Origin of the sequence: Methylorubrum sp. SL192 (genome assembly GCF_026672325.1) — a bacterium.
GTDB classification, from domain to species: domain Bacteria; phylum Pseudomonadota; class Alphaproteobacteria; order Rhizobiales; family Beijerinckiaceae; genus Methylobacterium; species Methylobacterium extorquens.
The window spans coordinates 2,182,027-2,196,964 of the sequence record NZ_JAPPQV010000003.1 but is presented as its reverse complement, the minus strand read 5'-3'; the positions used below and the strand labels follow the sequence as shown (position 1 = coordinate 2,196,964).

Genomic DNA, 14,938 nt, shown 5'->3' with positions numbered 1-14,938 from the left:
CGCATTTTCGCGGTGAAACTGCGTACGTACCCCCTTTGGGATCCCGTCCGTTCCGAATCACGCTTGCACGCAGGGGGCGCAGAGGGGGACGATTCTCGCTTCTGATTCCCGCGCACTCGGTCGCGCTTTAGGAAAACGCAAACCCAACGGGGTTAGTTTCGCCGCGAAACGGCCCGGATTCGAGCCGGGCGCCGGCTGCCGATGATCGCAACTCCGACCTTTCCGGATCTCTCCGCCCTCGTCGTGGACGAGAGCCTCTACATCCGCCGCATCGTGCGCGACATGCTGATGCGCGTCGGCATCAAGCGCGTGCTGGAGGCGCCCGACGGCGCGGAGGCGCTCGGCGTGCTCGCCGAGAGCAAGCCCGATCTCACGATCATCGATTGGGATTTGGCGATCCTGTCGGGGGAGGAGTTCATCCGGCTTGCCAGAACCCCGGCCACCTCGCCCTCGCCGACCGTGCCGATCATCCTCATGCTGGCCCAGCCGCGCCGCAACGTGGTCGATCGGGCGATCGCGCTGGGCGTCAACGAGATCATCTCCAAGCCGTTCTCGCCCAAGACCCTGTGGTCGCGCCTCGACGAGGTGATCAACCGTCCGCGGCCATTCTCGCAGGTGAAGAGCCTGCTGCGTCCCCTGCCCCGGGCCAACGGCCTGTCGAAGATGGGCGCGCTCTGACCCGTCCGGGTCGGCTCAGGTGTGGCGCTGGCGCCGCCGATGGACCAGTCCGATCCGGTCCGCGGGCGGCGTCTCGATGTCGAAGCCCGATAGTTCGCCGATGCCGCCGGCCTCGTCGAGGCCGCGCTCGGTCACCGCGATCCGGAAGCCGTTCTCACCCGGCGTGACCGTGTAGAGGTAGTAGGAGGCGCGCCGGTTGGTCAGGAGCGTGCGCGCCGAGGCCGAGGGCGCGCCGACCACCGGCACCGGACGCCCGTCGGGCCCGGTGATCCGAGCCACGGTGCCGACATGGTTGTGCCCGTGCAGGATCAGGTCCGCCCCGGCCCGGCCGATCATTGCGGCGAAGGCGGCCGCATCCTTCAATTCGCGTCCCGAGGCCGCCCCGTCCGGATGGGGCGGGTGGTGGATCATCACCACGCGGCAGGGCCGATCGGGCGCTGTGGCGAGGTCGCGCAGCACGCGCTCGGCCGCCTCGATCTGCACCGGCCCGAGCCGGCCGCTCGCGACGAACGGCTTGGTCGGGATCGCCGAGGACAGGCCCACCAGGGCGAGCGGCCCGCGCCGCCGCAGATAGGGAAAGAGGCGGATCTGCCCGTCGTCGGCCTCCGTCCAGCCGCCGCAGGCGGCGAGCAGTCCCTCCAGCGAGCCGCGGACATAGGCGTCGTGGTTGCCCGGCACGAAGCTCACGCGGTCCGCCGGACCCAGCGCTTCGAGAAACACCCGCGCGCTCTCCCATTCGTCCGGAAGGCCGAGATTGCACAGGTCACCGGTGCAGGCGACATGGTCGACGCCCTGGCCGTGCAGGTCGGCGATGAGGGCGCCGAGCAGGTCCATGTCGTGGTGGCGGCTGCGGCCCCGACGCCAGTTCACGTAGCCGGCCGCCCGCTTGCTGAGAAGCTGGCGCAGGCGCGGCCGCGGCAGCGGCCCGACATGGGGATCGGTAAGATGAGCAAGACGGAACATACGCCATCCCGCATCGCGGCAACGCGGGCCGGCGTCAATATCCGGCATCCTGCGGCATCACCCCCGGCGCCGACTTGGCTTTACGTTTTTGGCTTCGTATAACACAGGTTAATATCTGAGAGCGGCTCCGTTGCGTCCACCGTACGGTCGGGTCTAGACAGCCGCCGACCCCGCATGTCGGCGCGGGAGGCCGACGGTCGGTCGATAAGCGAATCGGGACAGAGCGGTCAGAACCCATGGGCCTGATCAAGACCATCGGCCGCAAGCCGAGCGTCCAATGGGCGCTCAGCCATCTGGCCTCGGGCTATCTCCGGCTCGTCCGGCGCACCAACCGCTTCACCCTGGAGCCGGCAGACGCCTATGCGCGGCTCGATGCGTTCGGCCCGTTCATCGCGGCCATGTGGCATGGCCAGCACATCATGATCTCGTTCATGAGCCGTCCGCAGGACCGGGTCGCCACGATCATCTCCCGCTCGCCCGACGGCAACATCAACACCATGGCCCTGACGCGGATGGGGGTGCGGGTAATGCGCGCCTCCGGCGCCCGCGGTCGCGCGGTCAAGGACGCCCGCGCCAAGGGCGGCGCCGAGGGACTGCGGGCCATGGTCAAGGCGCTGAAGGGCGGCGAGACCGTCGCGTTTTCGGCCGACGTACCCAAGGTCTCCCGTGTGTGCGATGCCGGCATCATCCTGCTCGCCCGCTTCTCCGGCGCGCCCATCGTTCCGGTGGCGGTGGTGACGAGCCGGCATATCCGTTTCAATTCCTGGGATCGGGCCTGCCTCGGCCTGCCCTTCGGCCGCGGCGCCATGGTGTTCGGCGAGGCGACCTTCGTCCCCCGCGAGGTCACGCCCGAGGAGGTCGATGCCCTGCGGCAGCGGGTGCAAGACGAGCTGAACCGCGTCCACGACCGGGCCTACACCCTCGTCGGCCGGCCGGACCGGGTCGGCGGCGTGTCCGCGCCCGCATCGCAGGGCAGTCCGGCGTGAGGGTCCCGAAGCTTCCCGTCGCCCTGCGCGCCTACCGCTACGGTCTCTATCTCGGCGAACCCGCCGTGGCCGGGCTGCTGGCGTGGCGCTCGCGCCGGGGCAAAGAGGATCCGGTCCGGCTGTCCGAGCGCCGCGGCCTGCCCGGCCGGGCGCGGCCGGTGGGCCATCTCGTCTGGATGCACGGGGCGAGCATCGGCGAGGCGCTTTCCCTCGTCGGGTTGATCGAGGGCATGATCGCCCGCGGCTGCTCGGTTCTCGTCACCACCGGCACGCGCAGCGCCGCCGACCTGCTGAGCAAGCGCCTGCCCCCCGGCGCCGTGCATCAGTACATGCCGCTCGACGCGCCGCGCTGGATCGAGCGCTTCCTCGCGCATTGGCAGCCCGATCTCGCCATCGTCGCCGAATCCGAGATCTGGCCCAACACCATCGTGTCGCTGCACCGCCGGGGCATCCCGCTGGTGCTCGTCAACGGCCGGATGTCGGAGCGATCGTTCAAGGCCTGGACGCGCTCGCCCGACACCGCTCGGGCGCTGCTGGCGCGGATCGCGGTCTGTCTCGTCCAGACCCGCGAGGACGGCGAGCGCTTCGCCCGGCTCGGTGCGCCGCGCATCAACGTCGTCGGCAATCTCAAATACGATTCGGCCGTGCCGCCCGCCGATTCGCAGCAACTCGCCTATCTCGGCGACATGATCGGGGACCGGCCCGTCTGGGTCGCGGCCAGCACCCATGCCGGCGAGGACGAGGTCGTCGCCCGTGTCCATGCCGGCCTGAAGGCGCGTTTCCCGCGCCTGCTGACGGTGATCGTGCCGCGCCATCCGCGCCGGGGCGAGGAAGCGGCGCGGATTGCCACCGCCGCCGGCCTGCGGGTGAGCCGGCGCGCCAAGGGCGGGCGCCCGCTGCCCTCGATCGACCTCTACGTCGCCGACACGATCGGTGAACTCGGCCTGTTCTACCGGCTCTGCCCCCTGGTCTTCCTCGGCGGCTCATTGGTGCCGCACGGGGGCCAGAACCCGATCGAGCCGGTGCGCCTGGACAGCGCGATCCTGCACGGGCCGCATGTCCACAACTTCCACGAACCCTACGGCGCGCTCGACACCAGGGGCGGCGCGCGTCGGGTCGCGGACGAGGCGGAGCTTCAGAAGGCCGTCGGCGAACTGGTCGCCGACCCGCGCGCGCTGGCGGCGATGTGGGCCAAGGGCCAGGCCGCGCTCCTGCCCTTCGAGGGCGCAGTGGCGCGCACTTTCGCGGTGCTCGAACCCTACGTCGCGCAGATGAAGCTCTCCGCGCGCGAGCGCGACTGAGGCCGCGATGCGTCCGCCCGGTTTCTGGTCCCGGCCGCCCACGCATCCGCTCGCGCGGCTGCTGGCCCCCGCCGGCCGGGTCTATGGCGGCCTGACCGCCGACCGGATGGACCGGCCCGGCGCGGAACCGCCCTACCCGGTCCTGTGCGTCGGCAACTTCACCCTCGGCGGCGCCGGCAAGACGCCGACGGCCCTCGCCCTCGTCCGCCTGCTGCGCGATCTCGGCCGGACGCCCGCCCTGCTGAGCCGGGGCTATGGCGGCCGGCTCGCCGGGCCGCTGGTCGTGGATCCTGCTCGGCACGCGGCGGCGGAGGTCGGCGACGAGCCGCTGCTTCTGGCGCAGGTGGCGACCACCATCGTCGCCCGCGACCGCCCGGCCGGCGCCCGCCTCTGCGCCGCCTCCGGTGCCGACGTGATCGTCATGGATGACGGCCTGCAGAATCCGAGCCTGACCAAGACGCTCGCGCTCGCGGTGATCGATGCGGGCGCTGGCCTCGGCAACGGCCTGCCCTTCCCCGCCGGACCGCTGCGCGCGCCGCTGGCCCGGCAATGGTCCCATGTCGCCGGCCTCGTCCTGGTCGGCGAGGGCGGCCCCGGCGAGGCGACGGCGGCGGAGGCGGAAAGCCGCGGCCTGCCGGTCCACCGTGCCCGTCTCGTTCCCGAAGCCGGGCCGGACTGGGCCGGCCGCCGCGTCGTCGCCTTTGCCGGGATCGGCCGTCCGCAGAAGTTCTTCGAGACGCTGCGGAGCCTGGGCGCCGAGATCGTGGCGGAACGGGCGTTTGCCGACCATCACCCCTACACGCCGAAGGATTGGGCGGCTTTGTCGGCGCTCGCCGCGCGCGAGGGCGCAAGCCTCGTCACGACGGAGAAGGACGCGGTGCGCCTGCCGGGCGAGGCGCGCACGGCGGTGGCCGTGTTGCGGGTGACCCTCGCTTTTTCCGACGAAACGCGGCTTCTCCAACAGCTCGCAGCGGCCTTGCCGCACGCCTGACGCGGGCGCCGTTCACCGGCAGGAACCGAAGGCGGTCCGACCCAGTCGGTCGAGGTCGGGTGGCGGACGGCCCGTCCTGCCGTCAACGCGCCGCGCCGGTCTCCTTGAGGCGCTGCATCGCCGCCTCGGGGGTGGCATAGGCCTCTTGGCGATCGACGTTCCAGTAGCGCAGGGCGTCGAGGGCGATCGGCTCGCCGGTCACGGCGCAGCGGACGTAGGTGCCGGGCTTGACCACCCGCATGGTGCCGTCGCCGTACTCGACCTTGGCTTCGCCGCCGGTCGATCCCCGATCGTAGCGTCCGAGCATTGTGTAGGCTCCCGGTGCCGCGCCCGCGCGCGATCGGCCTGCCTTAGAAGCCGTGCGCGCCTCTGTCGACCGTTGCCCCCTCGACAGGGCCCCTTTCCTCGGGCCAAACCGCAGGATGCACCGCGAACCGCTCAGGCCTCATCCGTGACCGAGCCCGATTTCGATGCCCTGTTCGCGGCCGCCGCCGCCGTGCGCGCACGGGCCCATGCGCCCTATTCGGGCTTCGCCGTCGGCGCCGCCTTGGTCGATGACGCCGGCGGCGTCCATGCCAGCTGTAACGTCGAGAACGCCGCCTACCCCGTCGGCACCTGCGCCGAGGCTGGCGCCATCGCCGCGATGATCGCGGCCGGCGGCCGGCAGATCCGGGCGATCCTCGTCCTCGCCGACAGTCCTACCCCGGTGACGCCCTGCGGCGCCTGCCGCCAGCGCATCCGGGAATTCGCGCGTCCCGACACGCCGATCGCCTCGGCCGGTCCCGACGGCGTGCGGGCGCGCTACACGCTGGAGCAATTGCTGCCCGCCTCCTTCGGCCCGGAGCATTTCGTCCATGGCGCCTGAAGACGCGGCCATCGCGCTTCTACGCGCGGCAGGTTTTTCCGGGCCCTATGCCCTGGCGATCGTCACGGGGACCGGGCTCGGCGCCCTGGTCGAGGCGGTCGCGGATCGCGTCAGCCTCGATTACGCGGCGATTCCCGGCTTTCCCGCCCCCGGCGTCAGCGGCCATGGCGGGCGGCTGCATCGCGGGCGCCTGTCGGGGCGGCCGGTGCTCGTGTTCGAGGGGCGGACCCACGCCTACGAGACCGGCGATGCTGCCGCCATGCGGGTGCCGCTCACTGCCGCGCGGGCGCTCGGCGCGGCGCGGCTGCTGCTCACCAACGCCGCCGGTTCGCTGCGCCCGGCGATCGGTCCCGGCCGCCTCGTGATGCTGGCCGACCACATCAACCTGTCCGGCCTCAATCCCCTGATCGGGGAGCCGAGCGACGCCCGCTTCGTGCCGATGACGGAGGCCTACGATCCGGGCCTGCGCGCTCACCTGAGTGCGGCGGCCGAGGCAATCGGGCTGCCGCTGCCTGCCGGCGTCTACGCATGGTTCTCGGGCCCGAGTTTCGAAACACCGGCCGAGGTGCGCATGGCCGGGATTCTCGGCGCCGACCTCGTTGGCATGTCCACCGTGCCGGAAACGATCCTCGCCCGTTTCCTCGGCATGCCCGTGGCGGCGATCTCCGTGGTGACGAACCTTGCGGCGGGGATCGCCGGCGGAGACCCGCACCATGCCGAAACCAAGGCGGTCGCCGCCCGCGCCGGGGCGGATCTCGCCCGGCTCGCCGCCGGCTTCGTCGGCCGGCTGCCCGAAGCGTAGGGAACACGGATGACCGCTTCAGCCCCCTCCCCCCACAGGATGCGGCCCGCGTCAGGGCGGATCTGGCGCGGCGCGCCTTGCCGCTGCTCGATCTCACCGACCTGAGCGACGCCTGCACCGCCGCCGCCGTCGAGGAGCTGTGCGAGAAGGCCCGCGCGAGCGAGGTCGCGGCCGTCTGCGTCTGGCCGCGTTTCGTCGCCGATGCGGTTCGTGGGCTTCGCGGAAGTGGCGTTCGGGTTGCCACCGTCGTCAATTTCCCGGAAGGCGGCGAGGCGGTGGAGCGCACGGTCGCGGAGACCCGGGCTACGCTCGGGGACGGCGCCGACGAGGTCGACCTCGTCCTGCCCTATCGCGCCTTGATGCGGGGCGACGCGGAGAGCACCCGCGCCATGGTGGAGGCCGTGCGCGCGGCCTGTGGCGGCCGGCTTCTCAAGGTGATCCTGGAGACCGGCGAACTCGAAGACCCGGACCTGATCGCGCAGGCGAGCCGCCTGTCACTCGAAGCCGGGGCCGATTTCATCAAGACCTCCACCGGCAAGACCGCGGTCTCGGCGACGCTGCCGGCGGCCGAGATCATGCTGGAGGCGATCCGCGCATACGGTGGCGACCGGCCGGTGGGGCTCAAGGTCTCGGGCGGTCTGCGCCGGGTCGAGGACGCCGCCGCGTATCTCGCGCTCGCCGACCGGATAATGGGGCCGGATTGGGTGAGCCCGAACACCTTCCGCCTCGGCGCCAGCGCGCTCCACGCCGAACTCGTCCGCGCCGACGAGGCTGCCCGATGAGACTTCCCCAGGAGATTATCCGCGACAAGCGCGACGGACATGCCCTGTCGGGGGCCGACATCGCCGGCTTCATCGAGGGGCTGACGCAGGATCAGGTCACCGAGGGGCAGGCCGCGGCGTTTGCCATGGCGGTGTTCTTCCGCGGCCTCTCGCTCGACGAGCGCGTGGCGCTGACCCGCGCCATGACGCATTCGGGGACGGTGCTCGCGTGGGATCTGCCCGGCCCCGTCCTCGACAAGCACTCCACCGGCGGCGTCGGTGACACCGTAAGCCTTCCGCTCGCCGCGATGGTCGCGGCCTGTGGCGGCTACGTGCCGATGATCTCCGGCCGCGGCCTGGGGCATACCGGCGGCACGCTGGACAAGCTTGCGAGCATTCCCGGCTACGACGTGACGCCGGGCCTCGACCGGTTCCGCAAGGTCACGGCCGAGTCCGGCTGCGCCATCATCGGCCAGACCGCCGAGCTCGCGCCGGCCGACCGGCGCCTCTACGCGATCCGCGACGTCACCGGGACGGTGGAATCGCTCGATCTCATCACCGCATCGATCCTGTCGAAGAAGCTCGCGGCGGGGCTCCAGGGCCTCGTCATGGATGTGAAGACCGGCTCCGGCGCCTTCATGGCCCGGCGCGAGGATGCGCGGGCGCTCGCCGAGAGCATCGTGACGGTTGCCAACGCGGCGGGCCTGCGCACGCGCGCGCTCATCACCGACATGGACGCCCCGCTGGCCTCCTGCGCCGGAAACGCGGTCGAGGTGGCCTATGCCGTCGATTACCTCACCGGTCGCGCCCGCGAACCGCGCTTCCACGCCGTGACGGTGGCGCTGGCCACCGAGATGCTGGTGATCGGGGGACTGGCCGCAAACATCGCGGAGGCGGAGGGGCGGCTGACGGCGGCGCTCGATTCGGGCCGGGCCTGCGAGGCCTTCGCGCGGATGGTGGCGGCGCTGGGCGGCCCCGGCGATTTCGTCGAGGCGGCGGACCGGCACCTGCCCCGGGCGCCGGTCGTGCGGCCGGTGTCGGCGCAGGAAGCGGGCGTGGTGGAGGCGGTGGAGACCCGCGCCATCGGGCTCGCGGTGATCGGCCTCGGCGGCGGGCGCACCCGGCCGCAGGACGCCATCGACGCCCGCGTCGGTTTCACCGGCCTCGTGCGGCCGGGCGACCAACTGTCACCGAACGATCCGATCGGCATCGTCCACGCCGCGGACGAGGCCGCCGCCGAGCGGGCAGCGGCATCGCTCCGGGCGGCCTATCGGATCGGCGCAACGCCACCGGAGCCGCGCAAGGCCGTACTGGAGCGCTTGGGCTGAGCGAGCGGCTTTGAGCCCGCCTCATGCCCTACCAGTGGTGGCGGTGGCCCCAGTGCCTGCGGTGATGGCCCCAGTGGCCGTGATGGTGATGGCGGTGGCCCCAGTGGCGGCGGTGATGCCCCCAATGGCCGTGATGGTGGTCGCGGTGACCCCAATGGCGGGGATGGTGACGGTGGCCGAAATGGTGGTGCTGCCACTGCACCGTCTCGACCGTCGCCTCCGAGGCGAGAGCCGCTTCCGGAGCCGGCGTGAGCGGGGCAGCGTTGGCGGTGCTCGCGCCGAACAGGCCGCCGGCCATCAGGGCCAGTGCAGCGAAGGTGAAGCGGGTTCGACGCCCCAAGGATGTGTCCGACATCGTGTGACCTCCGTTCATCGGGCTGTCCCAACAGCCTTGATGACGAAGCTAGGAGCGAGCGGATGAACGCGCACTGAGCACGATCCGAACAATCGGAAACAAGTCCGTTCGAGCCCAGCGGACACAGTTGGAAAGCCAGGCCGAATCGTCCGGATTGCACCGGACATGCGCCCGAGAACATTCGGATCAGGTCAGCGGCTTTTCAAAGATATTCTGGTGCGGTGGAGCCGGCTCTTCGCGGCTCGGCCTCGCGAGGTGTCCAGGATCAGACGGTGCCGGCCTTCGGCTCCGGACGCCGATAAACCCAGACGCGGGCCGGGGGGAGGTTGAGCCAGACGCGGTTGGAGCGGCTCGCCGTGTAGCTGCCCGCCTCGCACTTCGCCGGGATCGGCGGCACGACGGCGTAGGTGAACTGCACGAACGGCGCGCCGGGATGCATCAGGTCGTGGGCGCCTTGCAGCAATTCGAAGCGCTGCTCCAGCGGCTTGGTGAACAGGGGCAGGCTGGAGATCGTGGCGGCGCAGAGGCTGCCGAGCCGGTCGCGCAACGTCTCGCGGATCCGGTAGGCGTCGCCGCAGATCACGGTCACGCCGGGGAAGCGGCGGCGCAGCAGCGTGCAGAAATCGGGATTGAACTCGACGAGGACGAGCCGGTCCTGATCGAAGCCGCGGCGGATCAGGGCCTCGGTCACGGGGCCGGTGCCCGGTCCAAGCTCGATCACGGGGCCGCTGACATTCGGGTCGGCATAGGCGGCCATGGTGCGCGCCAGCATCCGTCCCGAGGGTGTGACCGCGCCCGTGACGAGCGGACGCTCGAACCAGGAGCGCAGAAAGCGCGCCTCGTCCTCCAACGGATCTTTGCGCTCACGGACGGTGCGTGCGGCGGAGACGGCGCGGGCACTGGAACGGCGAAGCGGCGGCACGTCCGAAGGTCCTCGGCTCATCATGGATCGAACAGGCTAGACGACGAAAACCCGTAAGCAGTCAAGCTTCGCCGTAAGGGGCTGGGCGTGGGACCGCGGCGGCAAGCCGCGGTCATAACCGGTGGAAGGCGGGGTTTGATCCCGTCCGCCGCGAGCGATCACGCCCGCGTCGCGCCGCTCACGAAGAAGTCACGCACCTTCGAGAAAAACCCGGCACTCTCCGGGTGGTTCTCGTCCGAGGCGCTCTGGTCGAACTCCTGTAACAGCTCGCGCTGGCGCTTGGTGAGGTTCTGCGGCGTCTCCACCGAGACCTGGATGTAGAGGTCGCCGACCTCCCGCGAGCGCAGCACCGGCATACCCTTGCTCTTGATGCGGAACTGCTTGCCCGTCTGGGTGCCGGCCGGGATGCGCACTTGCGTCTGCGAGCCGTCGATCACCGGCACGGTGATTTCGCCCGACAGCGCGGCCGTCACCATCGAGATCGGCACGCGGCAGAACAGGTCGGCCCCGTCGCGCTGGAAGAACGGGTGCGGCTTGATCGAGAGGAAGACGTAGAGGTCGCCCGCCGGCCCGCCGCGCATGCCGCTCTCGCCCTCGCCCGCGAGTCGGATGCGCAGCCCGTCATCGACGCCCGCCGGCACGTTGATCGACAGCGTGCGCTCGCGGTTGACCCGACCCGCGCCGGAGCAGGCCGTACAGGGATCGTCCACCACCTCGCCGCGGCCGTGGCAGTTCGGGCAGGTCCGCTCGATGGCGAAGAAGCCCTGCGCCGCCCGCACCCGGCCGTAACCGCCGCAGGTCGAGCAGGTGCGCGGCTTCGAGCCCGCCTTGGCGCCCGTCCCCGAGCAGGTCTCGCAGGCGATCGAGGTCGGGATGCGGATGGTTTCGGTCTTGCCAGCGAAGGCCTCTTCGAGGCTGATTTCGAGGTTGTAGCGCAGGTCCGAGCCGCGCTCACGGCCCGGTGCACCGCCGCGCCCACGCCCCGCTCCGCCGCCGGGTGTCGCGCGCCCGTCCCCGAAGAAATTCTCGAAGATGTCCGACATGAAGTCGCCGAACTCGTTGCCGAATCCGGGCCCGCCCGCGCCGCCCTGGCTGAAGGCGGCGTGACCGAACCGATCGTAGGCCGCGCGCTTCTGGCCGTCGGAGAGGCACTGATAGGCCTCGTTGACTTCCTTGAACTTGATCTCGGCTTCCTTGTCGCCGGGATTGCGGTCCGGGTGATGCACCATGGCCAGCTTGCGGAAGGCGACCTTCAGCTCGCTCTCCGAGGCCGTCTTCGCGACGCCCAAGACCTCGTAATAGTCCCGCTTCGACATTCCCGGCCCCTGGAGCCTCTCGTTCGCGTCGGCTGCCGGCTCGCTGACCGGCATTCCTGCCGGATTGTAGCCGCGCCGCGATCCGCCTCCCGACTCGAACGGGACAGGCCGGATCGACCTTCGCTTCTATCGGATGCCCGGCATGGTTGATCCCCGAGCCTTGCCCGAGGATCAAGCCGCCCGCGCCGATGACGATGAAAATAATGTCGGGAGCGGCGCTGGCGCACCGCTCCCGAACCGTCCTTGCGGACTTACGCGCGCTTCTTGCGCTCGTTCTCGTCCACTTCCTGGAAGTCGGCGTCGATGACGTCGTCCTTCTTCTCGTCCGTGGACGCGGCACCGTCGGCGCCGGGTGCACCCTCGGTCTGCGAGGCGGCGTACATCGCCTCGCCGAGCTTCATCGAGGCCTGCATCAGGTCGTTGGTCTTGGCCTTGATGCCCTCGGCGTCCTCACCCTCGAGCGCGGAGCGCAGCGCGGTGATGGCGGACTCGATGGCACCCTTGTCGGCGGCCGAGACCTTGTCGCCGTACTCCGCAACCGACTTCTCGGTGGCGTGGATCAGGCTCTCGCCCTGGTTCTTCACCTCGACCAGCTCGCGCCGCTTCTTGTCCGCCTCGGCATTGGCCTCGGCGTCCTTGACCATCTTCTCGATGTCGGCGTCCGACAGGCCGCCGGAGGCCTGGATGCGGATCTGGTGCTCCTTGTTCGTCGCCTTGTCCTTGGCCGTCACGTTGACGATGCCGTTGGCGTCGATGTCGAAGGTCACCTCGATCTGCGGCATGCCGCGGGGCGCCGGCGGAATGCCGACGAGATCGAACTGGCCGAGCAGCTTGTTGTCCGCCGCCATCTCGCGCTCACCCTGGAAGACCCGGATGGTGACCGCGTTCTGGTTGTCCTCGGCCGTGGAGAAGACCTGGGACTTCTTGGTCGGGATCGTGGTGTTGCGGTCGATGAGCCGCGTGAACACGCCGCCCAGCGTCTCGATGCCGAGCGAGAGCGGGGTCACGTCGAGCAGCAGCACGTCCTTCACGTCGCCCTGGAGCACGCCGGCCTGGACCGCGGCGCCGATGGCGACGACTTCGTCCGGGTTGACGCCCTTGTGGGGCTCCTTGCCGAAGAACGCTTTCACGACCTCCTGCACCTTGGGCATGCGGGTCTGGCCGCCGACGAGCACGACCTCGTCGATCTCGGAGGCCGAGACGCCGGCATCCTTGAGCGCTTTGCGGCACGGTTCGATCGTGCGCTGCACGAGGTCGTCGACCAGCGACTCGAACTTCGCGCGGCTGAGCTTGAGCGCGAGGTGCTTCGGCCCGGAGGCGTCGGCGGTGATGTAGGGCAGGTTGATCTCGGTCTGGGTCGCCGAGGACAGCTCGATCTTGGCCTTCTCGGCGGCCTCCTTGAGGCGCTGGAGGGCGAGCTTGTCCTTGGTCAGGTCGATGCCCTGCTCCTTCTTGAACTCGGCGGTCAGGTACTCGACCACGCGGTTGTCGAAGTCCTCGCCGCCGAGGAAGGTATCGCCGTTCGTCGACTTCACCTCGAACACGCCGTCGCCGATCTCGAGGATCGACACGTCGAAGGTGCCGCCGCCGAGGTCGTAGACCGCGATGGTGCCGGCCTTCTTCTTGTCGAGGCCGTAGGCGAGCGCCGCCGCCGTCGGCTCGTTGATGATGCGCAGCACTTCGAGACCGGCGATCTTGCCGGCATCCTTGGTGGCCTGACGCTGGGCGTCGTTGAAGTAGGCGGGCACCGTGATGACGGCCTGCGTCACCGGCTGGCCGAGATGCGACTCGGCCGTCTCCTTCATCTTCTGAAGGGTGAAGGCGGAAATCTGCGAGGGCGAATACTTCTTACCGTCGGCCTCGACCCAGGCATCGCCGTTGTCGCCGCGGGCGATCTTGTAGGGCACGAGGCCCTTGTCCTTCTGCGTCAGCGGATCGTCGTAGGTCCGGCCGATCAGACGCTTGATCGCGAAGAAGGTGCGCTCAGGATTGGTCACGGCCTGCCGCTTGGCGGGCTGGCCGACGAGGCGCTCCCCGTCGTCCGTGAAGGCGACGATGGACGGGGTGGTGCGGGCGCCTTCCGCATTCTCGATGACCCGCGGCTGCGTGCCTTCCATGACGGCCACGCAGGAATTGGTGGTGCCGAGGTCGATACCGATCACTTTACCCATGGTGGGATCCCTCTGTTGGATTTTTCAAGCAGACCGCCGAGCCCCGAAGCAGCTCGACCCATGGCGGTTGAAAACGTCTGGTTTGAGAACGGGATGGTCCGAAGCGCATCGCCCTGGCGGGCTGTGCTTCCCAGGCCTCGTCCCGTGTCCCGCCGCATATAAGAAGACGGCTACGCCGCCGCAAGAACGGCCGCAAGAACGGCGCTCAACGGTTGAGCGGCGGGCGTCATCCTTCGCCGCGCCGGGACCGCTTTCCGAGGCGCGACACCGAGAGGAAGGCTTGTTTGTTGCCAGGCTGCCACGTCCGCGCCACGGGTGACGTGCTAGGACACCGGCATATGGCTCATGCATACCGCCCGTGAAGTGGCGGCAAACCGGGAGGCCGACCGCCTGATGTTCCTGCCCGTGTCCGAAAGGGTTTTCGCGAAGAAGCCTCGCCCGTTGCGCGTCGCGACGGGGGCGTTGCTCGTGCTCGCCGGCCTGGCCGTGGTCCCGGCCACCCCGGCGCGGGCGCAGAACTTCTTCGAGGAGCTGTTCGGCATCGGGCGGGCGGCCCGTCCGCCGCAGCCGCCGCGCAACGTACCCGTCCAGCCGCCGCCGCAACCCACGGAGCCGGGCGCTCCGGTACCGGGCGAAGGCGCCGAGACGCGGCCGAGCGTGCCGGCCCAGCCCCGCCAGCCCGTGGTGCTGCGGGTGCCGGCCGAGGACAACGTCGCGGGTCAGGACCTGCTGCTGAATGGGCTGAACGGATCGCTGAAGATCGAGCGGAGCGGTTCGGCCTATACCGCCCAGATGACGCTGCCGGGCACCAAGATCTCGCAGCCGACCGAGAACTGCACGGTCAAGCTCGACGGCGGCAAGCCGATGCCGCTGAGCGCCGAAGGCCGCGCACAGGGCGTCTCCCGCTTCTCGACGGCGAGCGCCGAATGCCCGCTGCGCTTCGAGATCCTCGACGGCAGCGTGCTCGCCACGCCGCTCGGCTCGGGCTCGGCCTGCACCTTCACGGCGGCGGATTGCGAGACGACGCCGTCGGGTCTGTGGGGACCGAACGCCGCCGCACTGCTCTCGCAGGCGGGCGAGTTCGACACCGCCCGCGGCGTCGCCGACAAGGCGGTGCGGGACAATTACAAGATCATGACCCAGCGGGCGCGAGGCGGCGACGTCCGCCCGATCGTGCAGGAACAGGCGGCGTTCTCCTCCGACCGCGAGCAAGCCTGCCGGACCTATGCCCGCGAGGGCGCGCACGGTTATTGCCACCTGCGCTTCACCGAAGCGCGGGCGATCGCGCTCGCAACCCGGCTCGGCGCCAACACCGCGACGCCGACGGCGGCGAACGCTCCGGCACGCCCCCGTCGCAGCCGTGCACCGGTGGAGGGGATGAACCCCGACGCCCAGGGGGCGGAACCGTTCGCCGACCAATAGGCCGCGTGGCGCTTCTCACAACGCCGTAGGCATCGTCGCACGGGCGGAACTCTGCGTTTGGCGCGGATGTTGGCCGG

General features: G+C 70.3%; 15 protein-coding genes. 9 read left to right on the top strand and 6 right to left on the bottom strand.

Annotated features, from left to right (window positions below):
* Window positions 1-201 precede the first annotated feature (201 nt).
* Entirely contained in the window at window positions 202-678 is a 477-nt protein-coding gene (locus OVA30_RS11070; RefSeq protein ID WP_003606671.1) for a response regulator, read from the top strand.
* A gap of 15 nt (window positions 679-693) precedes the next feature.
* Here OVA30_RS11070 and OVA30_RS11065 read toward each other — a convergent pair whose 3' ends face one another.
* Window positions 694-1,641 carry a metallophosphoesterase family protein gene (locus OVA30_RS11065; RefSeq protein WP_268175459.1) on the bottom strand — a complete coding sequence of 316 codons (948 nt, stop codon included), beginning with the start codon at window positions 1,639-1,641 and terminating at the stop codon, window positions 694-696.
* A 236-nt stretch (window positions 1,642-1,877) separates the two neighbouring features.
* Here OVA30_RS11065 and OVA30_RS11060 point away from each other — a divergent pair, with 236 nt between their 5' ends.
* From OVA30_RS11060 to lpxK, 3 genes are read left to right on the top strand one after another with little or no spacing between them, the layout of a single operon-like run.
* The gene (locus tag OVA30_RS11060) at window positions 1,878-2,627 is read left to right on the top strand and encodes a lysophospholipid acyltransferase family protein (RefSeq protein WP_003606673.1); all 750 of its coding nucleotides are present in this window, start codon (window positions 1,878-1,880) and stop codon (window positions 2,625-2,627) included.
* The gene (locus tag OVA30_RS11055; RefSeq protein WP_056456273.1) at window positions 2,624-3,928 is read left to right on the top strand and encodes a 3-deoxy-D-manno-octulosonic acid transferase; all 1,305 of its coding nucleotides are present in this window, start codon (window positions 2,624-2,626) and stop codon (window positions 3,926-3,928) included. The genes OVA30_RS11060 and OVA30_RS11055 overlap by 4 nt, the downstream gene beginning before the upstream one ends.
* 7 nt (window positions 3,929-3,935) lie before the next feature.
* Window positions 3,936-4,919 (top strand): tetraacyldisaccharide 4'-kinase, encoded by a 984-nt coding sequence (gene lpxK / locus OVA30_RS11050; RefSeq protein WP_268175458.1) that lies wholly within the window; start codon window positions 3,936-3,938, stop codon window positions 4,917-4,919.
* Window positions 4,920-5,001: 82 nt separating this feature from the next.
* On the opposite strand, the gene OVA30_RS11045 is transcribed toward lpxK, so the two are convergent.
* Complete coding sequence (locus tag OVA30_RS11045; protein ID WP_003607557.1) at window positions 5,002-5,226, bottom strand: DUF2093 domain-containing protein; 225 nt, start codon at window positions 5,224-5,226, stop codon at window positions 5,002-5,004.
* A gap of 144 nt (window positions 5,227-5,370) precedes the next feature.
* Here OVA30_RS11045 and cdd point away from each other — a divergent pair, with 144 nt between their 5' ends.
* The 4 genes from cdd to deoA all read left to right on the top strand — a co-directional run bounded on the left by cdd (window position 5,371) and on the right by deoA (window position 8,675).
* The gene (cdd, locus tag OVA30_RS11040; protein WP_268175457.1) at window positions 5,371-5,784 is read left to right on the top strand and encodes a cytidine deaminase; all 414 of its coding nucleotides are present in this window, start codon (window positions 5,371-5,373) and stop codon (window positions 5,782-5,784) included.
* Entirely contained in the window at window positions 5,774-6,586 is an 813-nt protein-coding gene (locus OVA30_RS11035) for a purine-nucleoside phosphorylase (protein ID WP_268175456.1), read from the top strand. The genes cdd and OVA30_RS11035 overlap by 11 nt, the downstream gene beginning before the upstream one ends.
* 77 nt (window positions 6,587-6,663) lie before the next feature.
* Window positions 6,664-7,368 carry a deoxyribose-phosphate aldolase gene (gene deoC, locus OVA30_RS11030; protein WP_268175455.1) on the top strand — a complete coding sequence of 235 codons (705 nt, stop codon included), beginning with the start codon at window positions 6,664-6,666 and terminating at the stop codon, window positions 7,366-7,368.
* Complete coding sequence (gene deoA / locus OVA30_RS11025) at window positions 7,365-8,675, top strand: thymidine phosphorylase (RefSeq protein WP_268175454.1); 1,311 nt, start codon at window positions 7,365-7,367, stop codon at window positions 8,673-8,675. Before deoC ends, deoA begins: the two co-directional genes overlap by 4 nt.
* 28 nt (window positions 8,676-8,703) lie before the next feature.
* Here deoA and OVA30_RS11020 read toward each other — a convergent pair whose 3' ends face one another.
* The 4 genes from OVA30_RS11020 to dnaK all read right to left on the bottom strand — a co-directional run bounded on the left by OVA30_RS11020 (window position 8,704) and on the right by dnaK (window position 13,439).
* Window positions 8,704-9,030 carry a hypothetical protein gene (locus OVA30_RS11020; RefSeq protein ID WP_268175453.1) on the bottom strand — a complete coding sequence of 109 codons (327 nt, stop codon included), beginning with the start codon at window positions 9,028-9,030 and terminating at the stop codon, window positions 8,704-8,706.
* Window positions 9,031-9,295: 265 nt separating this feature from the next.
* On the bottom strand, window positions 9,296-9,952 hold the full coding sequence (locus tag OVA30_RS11015) for a class I SAM-dependent methyltransferase (RefSeq protein ID WP_003603953.1): 657 nt from the start codon (window positions 9,950-9,952) through the stop codon (window positions 9,296-9,298).
* A 158-nt stretch (window positions 9,953-10,110) separates the two neighbouring features.
* Window positions 10,111-11,268 (bottom strand): molecular chaperone DnaJ, encoded by a 1,158-nt coding sequence (gene dnaJ, locus OVA30_RS11010; RefSeq protein WP_268175452.1) that lies wholly within the window; start codon window positions 11,266-11,268, stop codon window positions 10,111-10,113.
* Between the two features lie 251 nt (window positions 11,269-11,519).
* A complete protein-coding gene (dnaK, locus tag OVA30_RS11005; RefSeq protein WP_015823233.1) occupies window positions 11,520-13,439 on the bottom strand; it encodes a molecular chaperone DnaK in 1,920 nt (639 codons plus the stop codon).
* A 345-nt stretch (window positions 13,440-13,784) separates the two neighbouring features.
* Between dnaK and OVA30_RS11000 the strand changes: the two genes are divergently transcribed.
* Entirely contained in the window at window positions 13,785-14,861 is a 1,077-nt protein-coding gene (locus OVA30_RS11000) for a hypothetical protein (RefSeq protein ID WP_268175451.1), read from the top strand.
* The last annotated feature ends 77 nt before the right edge of the window (window positions 14,862-14,938 follow it).